General features: G+C 54.3%; 15 protein-coding genes and 1 other RNA gene. All 16 read right to left on the reverse strand.

What is annotated here, in order from left to right; genetic code table 11:
* Positions 1-1,437, reverse strand: coding sequence for a UDP-N-acetylmuramate--L-alanine ligase (murC, locus tag B152_RS0111620; protein ID WP_020592596.1), 1,437 nt, complete (start codon positions 1,435-1,437; stop codon positions 1-3).
* Entirely contained in the window at positions 1,434-2,624 is a 1,191-nt protein-coding gene (murG, locus tag B152_RS0111625) for an undecaprenyldiphospho-muramoylpentapeptide beta-N-acetylglucosaminyltransferase (protein WP_020592597.1), read from the reverse strand. The genes murC and murG overlap by 4 nt, the downstream gene beginning before the upstream one ends.
* Positions 2,621-3,745, reverse strand: coding sequence for an FtsW/RodA/SpoVE family cell cycle protein (locus tag B152_RS0111630; protein ID WP_020592598.1), 1,125 nt, complete (start codon positions 3,743-3,745; stop codon positions 2,621-2,623). The genes murG and B152_RS0111630 overlap by 4 nt, the downstream gene beginning before the upstream one ends.
* The gene (murD, locus tag B152_RS0111635) at positions 3,742-5,178 is read right to left on the reverse strand and encodes a UDP-N-acetylmuramoyl-L-alanine--D-glutamate ligase (RefSeq protein ID WP_020592599.1); all 1,437 of its coding nucleotides are present in this window, start codon (positions 5,176-5,178) and stop codon (positions 3,742-3,744) included. Before murD ends, B152_RS0111630 begins: the two co-directional genes overlap by 4 nt.
* 7 nt (positions 5,179-5,185) lie before the next feature.
* Entirely contained in the window at positions 5,186-6,274 is a 1,089-nt protein-coding gene (gene mraY, locus B152_RS0111640) for a phospho-N-acetylmuramoyl-pentapeptide-transferase (protein ID WP_020592600.1), read from the reverse strand.
* Entirely contained in the window at positions 6,274-7,698 is a 1,425-nt protein-coding gene (locus B152_RS0111645; protein ID WP_020592601.1) for a UDP-N-acetylmuramoylalanyl-D-glutamyl-2,6-diaminopimelate--D-alanyl-D-alanine ligase, read from the reverse strand. Before B152_RS0111645 ends, mraY begins: the two co-directional genes overlap by 1 nt.
* Positions 7,695-9,209, reverse strand: a complete 1,515-nt coding sequence (locus B152_RS0111650) for a UDP-N-acetylmuramoyl-L-alanyl-D-glutamate--2,6-diaminopimelate ligase (RefSeq protein ID WP_020592602.1) — start codon at positions 9,207-9,209, stop codon at positions 7,695-7,697. The genes B152_RS0111645 and B152_RS0111650 overlap by 4 nt, the downstream gene beginning before the upstream one ends.
* Positions 9,196-10,965 carry a peptidoglycan D,D-transpeptidase FtsI family protein gene (locus B152_RS0111655; protein ID WP_020592603.1) on the reverse strand — a complete coding sequence of 590 codons (1,770 nt, stop codon included), beginning with the start codon at positions 10,963-10,965 and terminating at the stop codon, positions 9,196-9,198. The genes B152_RS0111650 and B152_RS0111655 overlap by 14 nt, the downstream gene beginning before the upstream one ends.
* On the reverse strand, positions 10,962-11,312 hold the full coding sequence (gene ftsL / locus B152_RS23455; RefSeq protein ID WP_020592604.1) for a cell division protein FtsL: 351 nt from the start codon (positions 11,310-11,312) through the stop codon (positions 10,962-10,964). Before ftsL ends, B152_RS0111655 begins: the two co-directional genes overlap by 4 nt.
* Positions 11,309-12,334 carry a 16S rRNA (cytosine(1402)-N(4))-methyltransferase RsmH gene (gene rsmH, locus B152_RS0111665; RefSeq protein WP_020592605.1) on the reverse strand — a complete coding sequence of 342 codons (1,026 nt, stop codon included), beginning with the start codon at positions 12,332-12,334 and terminating at the stop codon, positions 11,309-11,311. Before rsmH ends, ftsL begins: the two co-directional genes overlap by 4 nt.
* The gene (locus B152_RS0111670) at positions 12,334-12,804 is read right to left on the reverse strand and encodes a division/cell wall cluster transcriptional repressor MraZ (RefSeq protein ID WP_033406191.1); all 471 of its coding nucleotides are present in this window, start codon (positions 12,802-12,804) and stop codon (positions 12,334-12,336) included. Before B152_RS0111670 ends, rsmH begins: the two co-directional genes overlap by 1 nt.
* 429 nt (positions 12,805-13,233) lie before the next feature.
* An RNA gene (rnpB, locus tag B152_RS25385) (RNase P RNA component class A) lies at positions 13,234-13,675 on the reverse strand.
* A gap of 19 nt (positions 13,676-13,694) precedes the next feature.
* A complete protein-coding gene (locus B152_RS0111675) occupies positions 13,695-14,408 on the reverse strand; it encodes an N-acetylmuramoyl-L-alanine amidase (RefSeq protein ID WP_026261505.1) in 714 nt (237 codons plus the stop codon).
* Positions 14,377-15,372, reverse strand: coding sequence for a transcriptional regulator GcvA (gcvA, locus tag B152_RS23460; protein ID WP_157231054.1), 996 nt, complete (start codon positions 15,370-15,372; stop codon positions 14,377-14,379). Before gcvA ends, B152_RS0111675 begins: the two co-directional genes overlap by 32 nt.
* Before the next feature lie 198 nt (positions 15,373-15,570).
* Positions 15,571-16,731 (reverse strand): NAD(P)/FAD-dependent oxidoreductase, encoded by a 1,161-nt coding sequence (locus B152_RS0111685; protein ID WP_020592609.1) that lies wholly within the window; start codon positions 16,729-16,731, stop codon positions 15,571-15,573.
* A gap of 24 nt (positions 16,732-16,755) precedes the next feature.
* Complete coding sequence (locus B152_RS0111690; protein WP_020592610.1) at positions 16,756-18,603, reverse strand: ABC-F family ATP-binding cassette domain-containing protein; 1,848 nt, start codon at positions 18,601-18,603, stop codon at positions 16,756-16,758.
* Positions 18,604-18,610 lie beyond the last annotated feature (7 nt).

Genomic DNA, 18,610 nt, shown 5'->3' on the forward strand with positions numbered 1-18,610 from the left:
TCAGGAACGCTCCTTTTTTAGCGGGGACAGAAGCTTTTCCAGCTGTTCTGGCAGGGCATGAGCCCAGGCGGAAATGTTCCCTGCACCAAGACAGACAACTAGATCCCCCTGTTCAGCGTAATCTGCGATCAGGCCGGGCAGATCGTCTGGATTGGGCAGAGGAACAGCATTTCTGTGACCGCGGGTCCGCAGACCTGTTACCAGACTGTCTCTGTCGGCGCCTTCGATCGGGGTTTCGCCTGCTGCATAGACATCTGCAACGATGACCTGATCAGCATCGTTGAAACAGGAGCAGAAACCTTCGAAGTGATCGGAAAGGCGTGAATAGCGATGGGGCTGTACTACAGCAATAACCCGGCTTTCTCCCTTAACCGCTTGTCTTGCGGCCTGAAGTACGGCGGCGATTTCTACGGGGTGGTGACCATAGTCATCGATAATGGTGATGCCGTTGACTTCGCCAGTTTTGGTGAAGCGTCGCTTGACGCCACTGAAGTTTGACAGTGCCTTGCGGATTGCTTCGTCGTCCATGCCCAGTTCACTTGCAACGGAAATGGCGGCAAGGGAATTGAGAATATTGTGATTGCCGAGCATGGGCAGGTGGCAATCCTTGATGATGCGGCTTTCGTCTCCACCGCGGCTCGAAATGGTTACGTCAAAAAGATTTCCAGTGATTTCTGTGCGAATGTTTGTGGCGCGGACACCTGCCTGGGGGCTGAGGCCATAGGTTACAATCCGGCGATCCTGAATCCGGCCGATCATCGACTGTACGACCGGATGGTCGATACACAGTACTGAGAAGCCGTAAAAAGGGATGTTCTTCACAAAAGTGGCAAAGGCATCGTGCAGGGCTTCGATGGAGCCATAAAACTCCATATGTTCCGGGTCGATGTTGGTGATGACCGAAATGGTTGCAGGAAGCTTGATAAAGGTGCCGTCACTCTCGTCAGCTTCGACCACCATCCAGTCACCTTCGCCAAGACGGGCGTTGGTGCCATAGGCATTGATGATCCCCCCGTTGATGACAGTCGGGTCAAAATGACCGCCATCAAGCAAGGCAGCTATCATCGAAGTGGTTGTAGTTTTGCCGTGTGTGCCCCCGACAGCAACACAGGATTTGAACCGCATCAGTTCAGCCAGCATTTCGGCGCGACGAACAATAGGGATCAGATTGTTTCTGGCTTCGGCAATTTCCGGATTGTCCAGCTTGATTGCGGAAGAGACGACAACGACACGGGCATTGGTGACGGTTTCTGCCTGATGGCCGATCATCACCTTTATACCCATTTTGCGCAGGCGGGAGACATTGGCAGATTCGGCAATATCGCTGCCCTGGATTTGATAACCCAGGTTGTGCAGGATTTCGGCGATTCCGCTCATGCCAATGCCGCCAATGCCGACAAAGTGCAGGGGGCCAATATCGAGGGGCATGCCTCTCATGCTGCCGCCCCGTTTGAAACGTTCGTGCTTGTTGATGGTGTGTCTCCAATTTTTTCGGGTGATCCGCAGACCAGATCAGCAAGGTTGCTGGCAGCAGCGGTGATCGCGTGTGACCGCGCGCAGGATGCTGCTCTTTGCAAAAGCTGGGTGTTTGAAAAGAGTGAAATCAGCCGGTTGGACAAATCCCGGGCAGTAAGGCTTGATTGTGACATGAGCCAGCCTGCACCTGCATCGGCAAAGTCCTGGGCATTGTCATTCTGATGATCATCTGTTGCATGCGGATAAGGCACAAGAATGGCAGGCCTGCCCGCTGCGGCAAGTTCAGTGATTGTCGAAGCACCGGAACGGCAGATAACAAGGTGGGCGGAGGACAGGCGCTCGGGCATGTCATCAAAGAAAGATTTGAGATCAGCGGTGATGCCAGCGGTTTTGTAAATTGTTGACACGCTTTCTGCGCTCTCGCCGTCCTGACGCACCTGCTGACTGATATGGATACGCTGGCGCAGGTCTTCAGGCAGAAGGGCCAGAGCTTCGGGAACCAGACCGTTAAAAACAGAGGCACCCTGACTGCCACCGGTCACCAGCAGATAAAGCGGGCTCTTTTCCGCCGGAATAGGGTAGGGAGTGTCTCTCAGACCCATAATTGCCGGGCGAACCGGGTTTCCTGTCAGTGTAACTTTATTCTCGCACCCTGCGGGAATGTGACTGACCTTGCGAAAGGAGGTGCAGATTTTTTTGGCCCGGGTAGCCAGCAAGCGATTGGCCCGTCCCAAAACCGCATTCTGTTCATGAAGGTAGACCGGAATACCCAGAAAACTGCCTGCCAGCCCGGCGGGTACGGAGGCATATCCACCAAAGGCAACAACAGCATCGGCTTTAATGCCCCGCAGTTTTTTCATTGCCTGCAAGATCCCCATAGCGAGCTTGGCTGCACTGAGTGCCTTGTGCAACAGGCTGCCACCGGCAATTCCGCCTGCGGAAACCTTGTGAACGGTCACCTGTGGCAGATCATTTCCAAAACCTTGTCCTCGCTGGTCAGTGACGAGGCTGACTTTGTGTCCACGTTCGATAAGCTCCTCGGCCAGCGCACGCGCGGGGAACATATGCCCCCCCGTTCCCCCGGAAGCCAGGACGATGTGTTGCCGTTTCATGATTTTCTTCGGTGTTTTATTTGGTGTCTGGCTCATGCCTCATACCCTCCGTGCGGACGGCGTCGGGTGAGGGCAAGAACCATCCCCATACCGACGGCAAGAGCCAGCAGGGAAGATCCGCCATAACTGACAAAAGGCAGAGTCATTCCCTTGGTTGGAATAAGATGCAGTGTCGAGGCCATGTTGATGATGGCCTGCAGGCCAAACTGGGTCAGAAGTCCGGTACAGGCCAGCAGAACAAAAAGATTGTTTTCATGGAGTAGACGACTGAAACCCCGCAGCACAACAAAAGCAAAAAGGCAGACGATGATCAAGCAGGCAATCAGGCCAAGTTCTTCACCAGCGACAGAAAAAATGAAGTCGGAATGGGCGTCTGGCAGAAGGGATTTTATTGTTCCCTCACCGGGGCCCTGGCCAAGCAAGCCGCCATTTTTGAAAGCTTCCATCGAGCGGTTAACCTGAAAGCTGTTCCCGGTAGCCGGGTCAAGAAAACCGTCTATTCGGGCTGTCACATGCGGCAGGGTATAATAGGCAATGATCAGGCCAAGAGCTGCGAGAAGGATAAAGACACCAACCAGCATCATGGGAAGACCGGCCAGAAACAACTGGACACCTCCAATGGCAGTGATGACCACTGTCTGCCCCAGGTCCGGTTGCATCATAAGCAGGCTGATCACCACCAACCAGATGCCAATGGCGATCCAGGTTCCCGGGATACCCTCTTCGGTTTTGGCGCTGGCAAGCATCCAGGCGATGGTCACGGCAAAGAAAGGTTTGGCAAATTCTGAGGGTTGCAGAGAGAAACCCAACAGATTTACCCAGCGTGTGGCCCCCTTGATTTCGACCCCGAGAACCAGTGTAGCAAGCAGCAAGACAACGGTAATCCCCAGACCTATAACAGCAAAACGTCTGATTTTCCTGACGGAAAGGAGCGATATACTAATCATCATACAGGCTGCGGCAGGCAGGAGAGTGAAATGGCGCTTTGCTAGTTGGAAAGTACCAACACCAATCCGGTCAGCTGCTGCAGGTGACGCGGCAAGTACCAGCAAGGCGCCAAAAGCCATCAGGGCAAGGAGGGCAGCAAGATTCCAGCGATCAACCGTCCACCACCAGCGGCCAACAACAGAGGTATCAGTTCGGGCAAAGGTACTCATGATGCCTCACTCCCGCTGGTCATGTCGGATTGTTCACTGCAGTTGCCCGAGATGAGTTTCTGGACGCACTCTCCGAAATGATCGCCTCTGATCTCGAAGCTGCGATACTGATCCCAGGACGCACAGGCCGGTGACAGCAGGACGACAGCGTTCTCAAGGTTGTCCTGCCGGGCATCTTTGGTGGCCTGCACAACGGCCCGATCAAGGGTCTGGCATTGTGTATAGGGCAGGTCATCCCCGATTTGTTGGGCAAAATCCTCGGCGCATTCCCCGATCAGATAAGCTTTTCTGATGCGGGAGAAGAGGGGTTTCAGACTGTTGATCCCGCCGTCTTTCGCGCGGCCCCCTGCAATCCAGTAGATATTTTCATAGCTGCCGATTGCCCGGGCAGCTGCATCGGCATTGGTTGCCTTGGAATCATTGATGTAACGGATGTTTCCTTGCTGGGCGACAAGCTGTTGGCGATGGGCCAGGCCGGGGAAACTCTGCATTCCGGCAAGAATCACATCATTCGTCAAATTCAGGCTGCGGCAGCAGGCAAAAGCAGCAGCTGCATTCTGATGATTGTGATCTCCGGGCAGGCGTTCAATATTCAGCAGGTCAAGGATTGCTTCTTTCCGGGCAAAGCAGTCGTCGATCAACTGCCCCCGGGCGGCAAAGACACCTTCGGCCAGACGGGTGTTGCCTGAAATCGGGATAGCTTTGCAGCTCCCCAAGGCATTGATCTGGTCAAAAATCCTGCGGCTGTCGGGGTCATCCATGCCAATGATGGCGGTATCGTCTTTTCTTTGGCGATCAAAAATATGCAGTTTTGCCTTGATATAGCCTGCCATGTCGCCGTGGCGATCAAGATGATCGGGACTGAAATTCAGCAGAAGGGCAACATCAAAGCGCAGTTGGCTGAGCAGATCCAGCTGATACGAGGACATTTCAAGGACATAGACACCATCGCTGCCCAGCAAAGGCAATTCAAGCGCTGGGGTGCCCAGATTGCCGCCGACCGCAACCGGACGTCCTGCCTGAGAAAGAATGTGTGCAATCAGGCTGGTTGTGGTGGATTTGCCATTGGTGCCGGTGATACCAACAAAGATTGCATCGGGGTAGGCACGGTAAAGCAGCTCGACTTCGCAAATCACCTCGACCCCGGCGGTTTGCGCCGCAAGGGCAACCTGATGCGGGACGGGATGAGTCAGGGGAATGCCCGGCGACATCACCAGAGACTGAACCGCTGTCCAGTCGCAGTTGCCCAGATCGACAAGTTTCAGTCCTGCATCGGCAGCCTTGGCACGACCTTCAGCGTTGTCATCCCAGGCCCACACATCAGCACCGGACTGTGCCAAGGCACAGGCAGCAGTCAAGCCCGAGCGTCCCAAGCCAAGGACAGCAAAGGCTTTACCATTTGTGGTGCTGATATAGGGACGCAGATCGATCATGCTTTGCCTATCGCAGTTTCAGGGTCGCAAGCCCGAGCAGGGCCAAAATCATCGAGATAATCCAGAAACGAATCACAACCGTTGGCTCTGCCCAGCCTTTCTTTTCGAAATGGTGGTGCAGTGGAGCCATTCGGAAGACCCGTTTCCCCGTGGTTTTAAACGAGGCCACCTGGACAATGACGGAAACGGTTTCCAGAACAAAAAGTCCGCCGATAATCGAAAGAACGATTTCGTGTTTGGTGATCACGGCGATGGCTCCGAGCGCGCCCCCCATGCTCAAAGAGCCGGTGTCGCCCATAAAAACCATGGCTGGCGGTGCATTGAACCAAAGAAAACCCATGCAGGCGCCAACCAGTGCGGCACAAAATACTGTGAGTTCTCCGGTCCCCGGTACGTATCCGATCTGGAGATAATCTGAAAAAATCGTGTTGCCGACCAGATAGGCAATCAGGCCAAAACAAGCACCGGCGATCATGACGGGAACTGTTGCCAAGCCATCCAGTCCGTCTGTCAGGTTGACAGAGTTGGAGGCACCAACCATTACGAAAACGGCAAACGGTATATAGAACAGGCCAAGATTGACGAGCAGGCCCTTGAAGAAGGGAATTGCCAGATGCGTGTCCATGTTTTCGGGGCTGACAGCGATAATGCCCCAGGTGGCTGAAACCGAAATCAGCACCTGGGCCAGAAGCTTGGCTTTTCCGGGCAGACCTTTGGTATTGCGTTTGGTCAGTTTCAGATAGTCATCGCCAAAACCAATCATGCCGAAGCCGACAGTAACCAGAAGGGTGATCCAGATATAGGGATTTCGAAGATCAGCCCAGAGAAGAGTGGAGACAGAAAGAGCCAGCAGGAGCAGGCACCCCCCCATCGTCGGAGTTCCCTTTTTCGTCAAGAGATGGCTTTCAGGGCCATCGTCCCGGATCGGTTGACCTTCCCCCTGCTTGGATTTGAGCCAGCGGATAATCATGGGGCCAAAGATGAAGGAAATCAGCAGCGCCGTCAGAACCGCTCCACCGCTTCGAAAGGTGATATAGCGGAACAGGTTGAAGATTTTGAAGTCATCGGCAAGGGGAAACAGGAGTTCAAATAGCATCAGACATTTCCTCCCCTGTCAGGGGTAGGTTGGGATTTCAGGGCTTCGATGATAACCGACATTCGGCTTCCTAAGGATCCCTTGACAGAAACGACATCTCCGGCACGTAAAGCCTGGGCTATACAGGAGGCCAGTTCTCCGGAATTATCCTTGTGAACACCGCGTATTTCCGCCGGCAGGGCATCGTGTAAGGCTTTCATTTGCTGCCCGCAAGTAAATACCAGATCAATGGCTGAATCATTTATGGGGCCGGCCAGATCAGCATGTAATTTTCGGGATTTCTTTCCTAATTCCAGCATATCGCCCAGGACTGCAATCCTGCGACCGTCTGGTCCGGGTGTTGAGTTGGCCAGAACATTAATGCTGGCCCGGACTGACGCCGGATTGGCATTGTAACTGTCGTCGATCAACTCGAAACTTTCACCGCTGTCCAGTGTCTGCAGGGTTTTTTCACCTCGGCCGGGGAGCCCGCTGATGCTGCTGAGGTCTGTGGCGGCCTGCTGAACATCGGCACCGACAGATTTGACCGCCGCGAGGACGGCGAGGCTGTTGATGATCCAGTGAAATCCGGGGTTGGCGATGGTAAAATCAAGGATTTCGCCACAGATATCGGCCTCAACCCGACTGTATTCCGCAAAAAGCTCATAGCCGATAAGACGGGCTTGAGCATTAGAATTTTCGCCAAAGCCGATGATATTGGTGAGCCCGTTTTTTTGGGCACTTTCCGCCATTAGATCATAAAGCGGGTGATCACGGTTCAGGATCGCGACGCCGTTGCCGGACATGGATTCGAATATTTCGCACTTGGCCCGGGCAATTTCTTCAAGCGATTTAAAGAACTCAAAATGAGCTGCTTCGATGGTACTGATAATTGCAACATCAGGACGCACGAGTTTGGTCAGTTCACGGATTTCTCCGCTGCTGTTCATGCCCATTTCATTGATGGCATAGACCGAATCACGGGGCATCCGTGCCAGACTGAGTGGCACGCCCCAGTGGTTGTTAAAACTGGCGGCACTCGCTACGGTCATTGCCTGTTTGCTCAAACAGTGACGCAACGCTTCCTTGATACTGGTTTTTCCTACCGACCCCGTCACCCCAATGAATTTGGCCGAGCTGTTCGAGCGGGCAGACGCACCAAGGCGATTAAGGGCACCAAGAGTATCATCAACCAGCAGCAGACTGACATCGTCACCAAGGTGTTCCGGGCGATTGTGCACGACAGCAGCCGCGGCACCCTTTTCGAAGGCCTGGGCGACATAATCATGACCATCAAAATTTGGTCCTTGCAGCGCGAAGAACAGATCGCCCTTTTCCAGGGTTCGGGTATTGAGGGACAGACCCGTGGCCTGCCAGTCCCGTGTATTTTGTCCGCCAGTGGCACTGGCGGCATCTTCGGCTGTCCACAGAACCGCACGCGTCATTTGGGACCTCCACTGGTTAGGGCTGCAATTGCCTCGCGGGCAACTTTGCGATCATCAAAAGGAAATACTTTATCGCCAACAATCTGGCCGCTTTCATGACCTTTTCCGGCAACAATAAGGAGATCTCCTGTCTGAAGATCGGCAACGGCCTGAAAAATGGCCTTGCGGCGATCGTCAATTTCAATCGCCCCCGGAGCAGCTGCCATCATGGCAGCACGGATCAGGACAGGATCTTCAGTGCGGGGATTGTCATCGGTAATATAGGCTTTGTCACTCAGGCGAGCGGCAATTTCGCCCATCAGGGGGCGTTTGCCCGGATCGCGATCTCCGCCACAACCGATAATAACCGAAAGCTTGTTCTGGCTGTGAGGGCGCAGGGCTCTGATTACAGTCTCCAGGGCATCGGGTGTGTGCGCATAGTCAACATAAACAGCGCCACCAGCGGGGGTGCTGCCAACATTTTCAGCCCGTCCCGGCACGCCCTTCAGCTCGGGGAGAACGGCAAGAATATCTTCAAGCTTTGCCCCACAGGAGAGAACTAGACCGAGAGCAGCCATGATGTTTGAGGCTTGAAAACTACCAGCAAGGCTTAAATCCAGTTCATAGGTCTGACCGAAGAGTGACAGAACAAGATGTTGGCCTTCCAGACCGGGAGTTTGCTTGACCACCTGGAGGTCTGAAACGCCATGGCCATAGGAAATGATTTTCTGTTCCCGTTTGAGGCATAGCGGGGCAAGCTTGGTGTATTCAGGCATATCTGCGTTGAGTACAGCTGTACCGCCTTTGGGAAGCAGACGATTGAAAAGCTGTGCCTTGGCCTGAAAATAGCTTTCCATATCCCCGTGATAATCGAGATGGTCACGGGTCAGATTGGTAAAGGCGGCTGCTTTCAGCTTCAGGCCGTCGAGGCGATACTGATCCAGCCCGTGACTGGAAGCTTCGAGTGCCAAATGGGTAAAACCTTCCCGGTCGAGGTCTTTCAAACAGGCAAAAAGCCCTATGCTGTCGGGAGTGGTCAGCGCAGCGGGAGCGTTGGGGAGCGGTGGGAAGAGACCAAGCGTCCCCAGACTTGCCGCTTTGTGGCCAAGCAGTTCCCAGATCTGGCGGGTGAAGGTTGCGATCGAGGTTTTGCCATTTGTGCCGGTGATGGCAACCAGGTTTTGAGGCTGGACAGAGTTGTAGGCCGCGGCAAGAAGAGCAATAGCCTGACGCGGATTGGCACTTTCAAGAATTACCGCTTTGTTTTTGTAAGCTTCAAGATTTCGCCCCAGGGGAACCAGAAGAACAGTTGCACCGTTTTTCAGGGCTTGCGGGATAAAATCACAGCCATCCAGACCTTTGGGGTTGCTTGTTGGCAAGGCGGCAAAGAGATGGTCCTTCTGGACTTTTCTGCTGTCGAGCGCCAGTCCGGAAATTTCCAGCAGCTCCAATGCCCCGGCGGGATTGACACCAGGGCCACTCCGGGGGCGAAGATCTTCAGGTAACTGTGTCAGCAGATCAACGAGCCGCAATCTTACGTCCTTCCATGCGGGCTTTTGCTTTCTTCAGGATCGAGTTCCCGGAATCATCAGCGCTTTCGATGTGTACGGGCTGGATCCCCAGCAGAGGCGCCATACGCTCAATAACACGTTTGACTACAGGGGCGGCAACCCAACCGCCTGTAGCAAATCCATAGGTTTTTTTTGTGCCTTTCGGCTCATCCACCATTACGTAAACGACATAGCGGGGATTGTTCATTGGAAAGGCTGCGACAAAGGAAGAAACGCGGGAATTGGTCACGTAACGTCCGCCCTTCAGTTTGTCGGCTGTTCCGGTTTTTCCACCGACGAGATAGCCTTCAGCATCGGCGTTTCTTCCTGATCCGTGCAGCACGACAAGGCGCATCATATCGCGCATCAGGATCGAAGTTTTTTCATTGAGAATGCGCCGTCCTGCCGGAACATAATCTTTGTCGCGTTTGATAAAGGTTGCTGGCTTCATAACTCCGCCGTTGACCAGGCTTGATACGGCTGTGGTCATCTGCAGGGGGCTGACAGCAATTCCATGTCCATAGGAGATGGTCATGGTGTTGATCTCCCGCCAGGGGGAGGGAACCAGAGGCGTACCAACTTCGCTCAGTTCTGTCGAGGCCGTCCGCAGCAATCCGAAATTGGACAGATATTTGCGCTGGGATTCCGTGCCGACTTCAAGCGCCATCTGAACTGTGCCGATATTGCTTGAATAGATCAGAATTTCCGGCACCGAGAGCCAGCGTTTCATCGGTTTGTAATCGGTGATGCTGAAACGCGATATCCGGATCGGTTTGCTGACATCATAACCATCATAAACCGAGGCCACACCTTCATCGAGTGCCATGGCTGCGGTCAGAAGCTTGAAGGTAGAGCCCATCTCGTAAATGCCGAGGGTTGCGCGATTGAACCGGGCATCATCCGGGGCATCACCTGGAGAGTCCGGGTCAAAAGTGGGCAGAGAGACGGAAGAGATGACCTCGCCGGTGTTGACATCCATGACCAGCCCGGCGGCACCAATGGCACTGAATTCCTGCATAGCAGCAGACATTTCTTCGGTCAGAATGTGCTGGACTCTCAGGTCAATGCTGAGCTCCAAAGGCGCGTCATTTTCGCGAAGGGCCGTGTCGAAAGACTGTTCTACCCCGGCCAACCCCTTGTTATCCACGTCTGTGAAGCCGACGATATGGGCCGAGAGATTTTCGTGCGGATAAAAACGGCGCTGTTCCTGCTCGAAATTCAATCCGGGAATGCCCAGGCCATTGATGGCATACTGTTGCCGGGGGGTCAGATTGCGTTTGATCCAGATAAAGGCCCGGTCAGACGACAGTTTCTTTAAAAGTTTGTCCTGGGAGATTTCGGGCAGGATATCGGCAAGCAAGCGGGCCGCGATTTCCGGGTTCGGAATTTTTTTTGGTTCGGCATAGAGAGAGGCTGTCGGCAAGGTAGTTGCCAGAACGATGCCATTACGGTCGACAATATCGGCCCGGCGGGTTTGTACTGGCGGAGCTTCGTCAATTTCCTGAGCGGTGGAGGTCGTGTTGCTCCTGCTCCCCTGCAGCAGGGTCAAGTCGACAAGGCGAATACCGATGATGACAAAGGCCATGGCCATCAGGGCCCCGGCAACAATCAGGCGGGTCCGGCCGACCTCAAGGGCCTGGCGAATTCTGCCGTCAAGAGAGATAACCGCCTTGGGAGATTGCGGATTACGCAGATTGGTCAGGAGGCCCTGCTTGCGATCTTCGCGCCAGTCACTCATTCATAAATCTCCCCGCTGGTCAGGGTCGCTGTTCCTGATGAACTGATACCAGTGCTCTGGCTGGCCTCTTCTCCCGGACGGGGCAGGTCATCAAAAGTGACAATCTGGCCGGAAGAAAGCGGCTTCAGATCCAGATAGCGTGTTGCAAGCTTCTCCAGCCTGTCCGGCTGGTTCAGATAACTCCACTCTGCCTGAAGAATCCGGATTGCTTCCTTGTCATTGGCGATCTTCCGTTCAACTACAGCAAGCTGCAGCTCCAGATCTGTTACATCCTGCTTGACCTGAAACAGGACAATTGCACAGGCCGTACCGGCAACGATCCAGATAATAATGCCGAGATTCTTCATGCGCGGCCTCCAGCGGTAGAGGGAAGATCACTGGCCGGAGCATCTGTTCGTATGGCAACCCGCAGCTTGGCCGAGCGAGAGCGCGGATTTTCGCGACACTCGTCATCTGAAGGGGGGATGGCTTTTTTTGTTGGCAGGTCAAACGGGGCTTTACGCAACGCCGAGGGCTCGACCGTCGGAGTATGACGGGAGCCCTGCGGCGTTCCCCCACTGCGTTCGCGTAAGAAGTTTTTGACGATGCGGTCTTCGAGGGAGTGAAAAGATACAACCGCGAGTCTGCCACCGGGGGCAAGTAATTGCTCTGCTGCTGCCAGCCCGCGCTCCAGTTCCCCGAGTTCGTCATTGACGAAAATCCGGAGGGCCTGAAAGGAACGTGTTGCAGGGTGGATCGACTTGCCATCCTTGTTGGGTTTGGTTTTGAGGAGGCGGCGGATCAAACCGGCGAGCTGCAGGGTGGTCTCGAAAGGCTTCTCAACCCGGTCGGTGACGATGGCGCGGGCGATCAGGCGGGATTTTTTTTCTTCTCCGTATTTGTAGAGAATATCAGCCAGTTCTTTTTCGCCATATGTATTCACAACATGGGAGACTGGTTGGCGCAAAGTTGACTCTGGCCCATCCATACGCATGTCCAGCGGGCCATCTTCCTGAAAGGAAAAACCGCGTTCTGCCTGGTCAAGCTGCATGGAAGAAACACCGAGATCAAGGACGATACCATCAACGGAGGAAATGCCAATGTTCTCCAGCAACTGCTGCATGTCACCAAAACAACCGGCTAGAGGAACAAGGTGCCCAGCTTTGGTTTCTTCGAATTCTGCAGCACGTTGCAGAGCCGTCGGATCACGGTCTATACCAAAAACCTTGCAGGGTGCCTGTTGCAGGATCGCCCGGCTGTAGCCGCCAGCACCAAAAGTGCCATCAACGAAACATTCGCCTTCTTTGGGGGCGAGTGCCGCGATGATTTCCGGCAGCATGACGGAATAGTGTCCCTCCTGCTGTGCAATGATCGGGGGGCGGGAAGTCATCACAGATCCCCCTTTCTGGCAGGGGAGAGGGACAGGCTGAGTTTCTTGTCGCGGGCACGATCACGGGCTTCGAGCTTTTTCTGCTCCAGAGTCTCGGTGTTCCAGATTTGGAAAATATCCCCTTTGCCGACAAAGGCAGCACGATCGGTAATGTGGGCGTGTTCGATCAGGGCAGGGGGCAGCAGAATACGGCCTTCGCCATCAAAGGAAAGCTGGTGGGCGTCAGCCAGAATGGCGGTCGCGAGGTCGTCATGTTCATCAGAAAAAAGATCAAGGCTGGAACTCATGCTTTCATGCAGGCGGCGCATAAAATCCATGCCAGCGGCTTCCAGGGCCTGGGCGCGGTAGGACCTGAAGACAACAATTCCCTGAAAAGGTTGATCGGTGAGCATTTGGCGAAAGGTAGCCGGAACTGAAACGCGTCCCTTCTTGTCTACCTTGTTTTCGAATGTGCCTAAAAAGAAGGTCACCTGAATTCCGCCCTGAATGATGCCGCCCGAAGAGATCCCGATGAGATCTCTGTTTGTGGTTCGCTGGAAAACGCCCCCGCTTTCCTGAACCTGAAGTGTTCCCTGTTTGATCCAGATTGGGTGTATCTGGGTCTCAAATGGGTTTTTATGGGATATCATGGGATTTAATGGGTGTCAATGGTTTGGGGTGTGGCATCTCTATGGTTAAAACATCGTTAACTGTTTATATTTCAAGGGAATTTTTGGAACATTCGACTTGCTTTTCAATCAGTTGATTGCGGCAAGGAGGGGGAGGCGCCGCGGAGCTTGTTGCTGTTTCATGAGACAGGGGTTTGGGCAAAGGTGCATCTGGCCAATTCCTTTGAGAAGGAGTCGAGCAGGAGAGGGACATTCACACCGGAAACATCGAGGAAAAGGCCACAAGAGGAAAATGTCAGACGGTCATAAGCCGGGTTTTGTCGCTTGTCACAGAACCGAAGTCCTGTGCCAACGGAAGGCTATTCATCTGGGATGTCCATTGCTGGACACCTCGCGCAACTGACCCGGTCGACGGTGCGGAAAAACACCTGAACCTGCAAAACCGGAGCCTTGTGGTTCTGTCGACCCTATTTAGTCTTGCTCCCGGTGGGGTTTACCATGCCGCTTCCATTGCTGGCCGCGCGGTGCGCTCTTACCGCACCCTTTCACCCTTACCTGCCTGTCAGGCTTCCGAAGAAACCCTGACCTACAGGCGGTTTACTTTCTGTGGCACTTTCCCTAGGGTCGCCCCCGCCGGACGTTATCCGGCACCGTATTCCCGTGGAGCCCGGACTTTCCTCCCTTTCCGGTTCAGGCGAACCTGCCGGAAAGAGCAGCCTGTCGGACCGTCTGACGGCTCACAGTTAGGAGGATTAGGCGCGGGCGTCAAGCTGTGAAAGCAACGAACCGAGAATCTGGCAGCTTTGCTTGTCGATTGCGCCATCAAACAGTCCTGGCCGGAAATGTCTCTGGAACGCAACGACAGCGGCTCTGTTTTTAGCGGCGCCGGGGGTGGTGAGGTCGGTATCGTAGCCGTATCTTTGCAAGGCTGCGAGGAAGGAGTCTGCTGTAACCTCTGTTGTGTCCGGGGTGTTTCGAGGCCAGAGGCCAATGCCGGCATTGGCGAGACCTGCCCAGTCAAACAGCTCACCCGGATCTTCCTTGCGCAGGGGGGCGACATCCGAATGGGCAAGTATTCTTTCAGCAGGGATTTGGTGGCGGGAAAGAATAGCGAGACACAGCTGTGTGACTGCGCGCATCTGGGGGGCCGGAAATGCACGGTAGCCCCATTCATGGCCCGGATTGACAATTTCAATACCAATAGAGCAGGAATTGATATCGCTGTCGCCCGCCCAGCAGGAAACTCCGGCATGCCAGGCGCGCTGATCTTCCTCGACCAGGCGAAGAATGTCCCCGTTCTCCTCAACCAGATAGTGGGCACTGACCTGAGCGGCAGGATCACACAGTCGCTGAAGAGCGTCGCCTCCGGTTTTCATGCCGGTATAGTGAAGCAGAAGCATGTCGGGTTTTTGCCCTTTGGGGCGTGGTCCGAAATTAGGTGACGTAGTGTTGCAGGAGATCTGCATCGCGGGCCTCTAGTCGTTGGAGGTCTGGGCTGTTGTCTATTGTGGCGCGACATTCATCCGTGAGCCATTTCCGGAAATGTTTCAGGGCTGGTTTATTCGCCTTGCCGGGGGGGCAGATCAGATAATAAACCCCGATCAGGGAGGCGATGTCAGGAAAAGGCGTCACCAGCTGGCCGCTTTCCAGCTCATCGGAAATCATCATTAGGTCGGCAAGGGCAACGCCAAAACCGCTTGCTGCTGCTCTCAGAGCCGTATCCATCAAATCGAAGACCTGACCTGATCTCGGGTTTATTTCTGTAGTCTTTGCTTCCTTGCACCACTGTATCCACTCGTCAGATTCGTGCCCGCAGTGCAGTAATGTCAGGCTTTTGAGGTCGTTCGTGTTTTGTAATCCTGTTTCCCTGTTTAACAGATTTGGGGAGCAAGCCGGGGTCATCCATTCTGGGGTGATGATGGTTTTGTGCAGCGGACCGCCCAGACGCATTTTTGTACTGTGAACAATCCCCGCGTCAAAATGCTCCCGGTCGAACGCAACGGTATGCCATGCGGTGGTCAGGCGTACGTTGATTTCGGGAAAGGCCTCCTGGAATTTTGGGAGTCTGGGAATGAGCCAACGTATGGCAAAAGAGGGTAGGACCTTTATCGTCAAATCTTCGGAACGTCCCCTGATTTCCTCTGAAATAGCCTGAATCCGGTCAAAAATCTCGTTGAGGACAGGGAGCAGTTTTTTGCCGTCGTCCGTCAGCGTGAGGTGGCGATGGTGGCGCTGGAACAAGGGCCCCTGGAAATGCTCTTCCAGAGTTTTGATCTGTCGGCTTATAGCGCCCTGGGTGACATGTAACTCCTCTGCGGCTTCTGTGAAGTTCAGATGGCGGGCTGCGGCTTCAAATGCCTTCAGGGCGTTGAGGGGCGGGAGCTGTCGCTGCATGGGTGTGTTGGAAGCTGTGATATGAGAAATACTCATATCACTATGAGTATTTACGGTTTGAAAGGCAAGAAAAATAAGGGCTATCTTGTAAATATAGTTCAATAATATGAGTTAAAGAGGTAGGCAATGTTCAGGTTTGTAATGAGAAAATTGCAGATATGGCGTGAGCTGTTGGCCCGACCTTTCCTGGAACTTCCTGACGGTCGTCAGCAGCCGACAGATTTTTTGTCCCGATCAGTCGCGGTCCAGTTGGATCAGGACATCCTCAGCGATGGCCATCGCCGAAGTCAGGCCAGGGGACTCAATGCCGAAAAGATTGATCAGCCCCGGAACCTTATGTGTTGCAGGCCCCTGGATCACAAAATCGACCGCTGCTTCTCCGGGAGCCTGTAATTTGGGGCGGATGCCGGAATAGTCAGGAACCAGCACATCGTCTGGCAGATCTGGCCAGTAGCGCCTGATCGCGGCGTAAAAGGGCGCTGATCTGGACGGGTTGACCGGATAATCCAGCTCCTTGACCCACTCCACATCAGGACCAAAACGAACCTGCCCCTCCAGATCCAGTGTCACATGTACCCCCAATCCGGCCTGTTCAGGCACAGGATAGATCAGATGCTGGAAAGGCGGTTTGCCCGGCAGGCTGAAATAGTTGCCCTTGGCATAATAAAGTTCAGGTACAAATTGTTCCGGTAGCCCTTCTAGTTTCTGGGCAAGGGCCATCGCCCCCAACCCGGCAGCATTGATCACGGTCTTTGCCGATAAAACCATGGGGCTGTCCCCACCGGTTTCCAGAACAATGCCGGAATCTGTGGCCTGACCACTTAAAACCGGCGTGTTGAAGGCAATCATCCCGCCGTGATTTTCCAGATCCCCCTGAAAAGCAAGGATCAGGCTGTGAACATCAATAATACCGGTTGAGGGGGACAGCAGTGCCTTGGTTACAACTAAAGCTGGTTCGCGTTCGGTAACCTCCTTGGGGGAAAGGTAGCAGAGATCGTCGACGCCATTGGTGCAAGCAAGCTTGAGAATCTTTTCAAGCGCAGTTTCTTCAGCTGTAGATGTGGCAACAATCAACTTGCCGCATTGGCGATGCGGTACAGCGTGATCCCTGCAAAAACCATATAACAGCTCTTTGCCGCGCAGGCAGAGCTGTGCCTTCAGGCTTCCGGTGGGATAATAGATCCCGGCGTGGATGACGCCGCTGTTGCGGGCTGATATCCCGGTGCCGGGCTGGGACTCTTTTTCTATGACAATGACTTCGCGCCCGGCCAGGGCAAGAGCTCGGGCGCAAGCCATGCCTACAACGCCTGCGCCAATTACGATTGCGTCGACCTGTTCAACTGCCGTCATCAGTTCACTCGTGCTTGGGTCAGCAGGAAGGACCAGAAAGAACATAGATCTTTCTGGTCCTTCCTGCGCCTAGATTTTGAAACTTTCCTGTTTCTCTTCCAGTTCAAGCCAGCGCTCTTCTGCTTCGGCCTGTTGAGTCAGGGTTTTTTCCAGTAGGTCACTGACCTTCTGGAATCTGTCGGGGTCTTTGCTGTAGAGCTTGGGGTCCGCCATTTCAACTTCCAGCTTCTGGATCTCTGTCGCGAATTTTTCAAGCAGCTCCGGCAGGGCATCAAGTTCGCGCTGTTCCTTGTAGCTGAGCTTGCCACTGGTTTTGCCTTTGGCGGGTGTTTCTTTTTTGCTTGCCTTGTTGTTCTTGTCGCTGGTGAACTGTTTGGTCAATTCAGAATCTGTAACGTTTCCGAGGGCTCTCTGGCGTCGATAGTCACTATAACCCCCGGCGTATTCGATCACGCTGCCGTCGCCTTCGACGGCATAGATGGCTGTGGCAAGGCGGTCGAGAAAATCACGATCATGGCTGACCAGAAGCAGGGTGCCTTCATACTCGTCCAGTACTTCTTCGAGCAGGTCGAGGGTGTCCATGTCGAGATCGTTGGTCGGCTCATCGAGGATCAGAAGGTTGCTGGCCTGGGCAAACATCCGGGCAAGCAGCAGCCGGTTTTTCTCCCCACCGGAAAGGGTGTAGACGGGCTGGCGCACCTGACCTTCATCAAAGAGAAAGTCTTTGAGGTAGCTGACCACGTGTTTTTGCACGCCCCGGACCATAATTGAATCGCCACCGCCGGGGGCCATGGTTTCCCAAAGGGTGCTGTTGGGATCGAGATCTTCCCGCTTCTGGTCGAAATAGTGCATGGTCAGGTTGGTGCCGAGCTTGACTGTTCCGCTGTCTGGCTCGATTTTATTGACCAGCATCTTGACCAGGGTGGATTTTCCGGCACCATTGGGGCCGACGATGCCAATGCGGTCGCCCCGTTTGATCTTGGTGCTGAAATCTTTGATGATTTCCCGGGTTCCTCCGTCTTTCAGCGGATAGGATTTGCTGATGTGTTCAGCGGTGATCACCTTGTCACCACCAGTATCAAGCGTTTCCAGTTCCAGTTTGGCCGAACCGGTTTCTTTCATCCACTCCGAACGTTTCTGACGCAGGTCCTGAAGATTGCGCAGGCGGCCCATGTTGCGTTTTCGGCGGGCGGTTACGCCGCGCTGGAGCCAGTGTTCCTCACGCGCGATCTGTTTTTTCAGGCGATAGAGTTCCTGCTCTTCCTTTTCGCGCAGTTCTTCGGCCCAGGCTTCGTAGTGTTCGAAACCCTTATCGAGACGATAGATGCTGCCGCGGTCCAGCCAGAAAGTCTGCTTGGTCAGGTGGTTCAGGAAGGCGCGGTCATGGCTGATAACCATTAGGGCGCCGCGAAAACGCGAGAGTTCTTCTTCAAGCCACTGGATGGTTGGCAGATCCAGATGGTTGGTTGGCTCGTCCATCAGCAGGACTTCAGGTTCACTGATCAGTGCCCGGGCCAGGGCAGCTCTTCGGCCTTCGCCACCGGAAAGGCCATGCAGCAATCTATCGCCCGGAAGCTGGACGTGGTGCAGCATGGCATCAACAAGGTAGTCTGCCTCGCCTGCATCAGGCCGCAGTCCGGCTTTAACATGGTCAAATACAGTGGCGTTCTGCTCGAATACCGGATCCTGTGGCAGATACGCGACGGTAATCCCGGGCTGGAGGAAACGCTGGCCGCTATCCAGTTCCTGTTGCCCGGCCATGATTTTCAGCAAGGTGGATTTACCCGTGCCGTTCCGCCCGACAAGACAGGCCTTTTCCCCACGCGCCAGTCCAAAAGACAGCTCTTCAAAAAGGGTTTTTGTACCAAAACGCAGTGCGGCACCGTTCAGTGCCACGAGATGTGAGGGAGGGGCCATTTTTTAC

It is taken from the genome of Kiloniella laminariae DSM 19542, assembly GCF_000374005.1.
GTDB lineage: Bacteria > Pseudomonadota > Alphaproteobacteria > Kiloniellales > Kiloniellaceae > Kiloniella > Kiloniella laminariae.

Bases quoted from the DNA above. Each gene is read 5' to 3' on its own strand.
- murC (WP_020592596.1), bottom strand. From the start codon at position 1,437: ATGAGAGGCATGCCCCTCGATATTGGCCCCCTGCACTTTGTCGGCATT.
- murG (WP_020592597.1), bottom strand. From the start codon at position 2,624: ATGAGCCAGACACCAAATAAAACACCGAAGAAAATCATGAAACGGCAA.
- B152_RS0111630 (WP_020592598.1), bottom strand. From the start codon at position 3,745: ATGAGTACCTTTGCCCGAACTGATACCTCTGTTGTTGGCCGCTGGTGG.
- murD (WP_020592599.1), bottom strand. From the start codon at position 5,178: ATGATCGATCTGCGTCCCTATATCAGCACCACAAATGGTAAAGCCTTT.
- mraY (WP_020592600.1), bottom strand. From the start codon at position 6,274: ATGCTATTTGAACTCCTGTTTCCCCTTGCCGATGACTTCAAAATCTTC.
- B152_RS0111645 (WP_020592601.1), bottom strand. From the start codon at position 7,698: ATGACGCGTGCGGTTCTGTGGACAGCCGAAGATGCCGCCAGTGCCACT.
- B152_RS0111655 (WP_020592603.1), bottom strand. From the start codon at position 10,965: ATGAGTGACTGGCGCGAAGATCGCAAGCAGGGCCTCCTGACCAATCTG.
- ftsL (WP_020592604.1), bottom strand. From the start codon at position 11,312: ATGAAGAATCTCGGCATTATTATCTGGATCGTTGCCGGTACGGCCTGT.
- rsmH (WP_020592605.1), bottom strand. From the start codon at position 12,334: ATGACTTCCCGCCCCCCGATCATTGCACAGCAGGAGGGACACTATTCC.
- B152_RS0111675 (WP_026261505.1), bottom strand. From the start codon at position 14,408: ATGCAGATCTCCTGCAACACTACGTCACCTAATTTCGGACCACGCCCC.
- gcvA (WP_157231054.1), bottom strand. From the start codon at position 15,372: ATGAGTATTTCTCATATCACAGCTTCCAACACACCCATGCAGCGACAG.
- B152_RS0111685 (WP_020592609.1), bottom strand. From the start codon at position 16,731: ATGTTCTTTCTGGTCCTTCCTGCTGACCCAAGCACGAGTGAACTGATG.
- B152_RS0111690 (WP_020592610.1), bottom strand. From the start codon at position 18,603: ATGGCCCCTCCCTCACATCTCGTGGCACTGAACGGTGCCGCACTGCGT.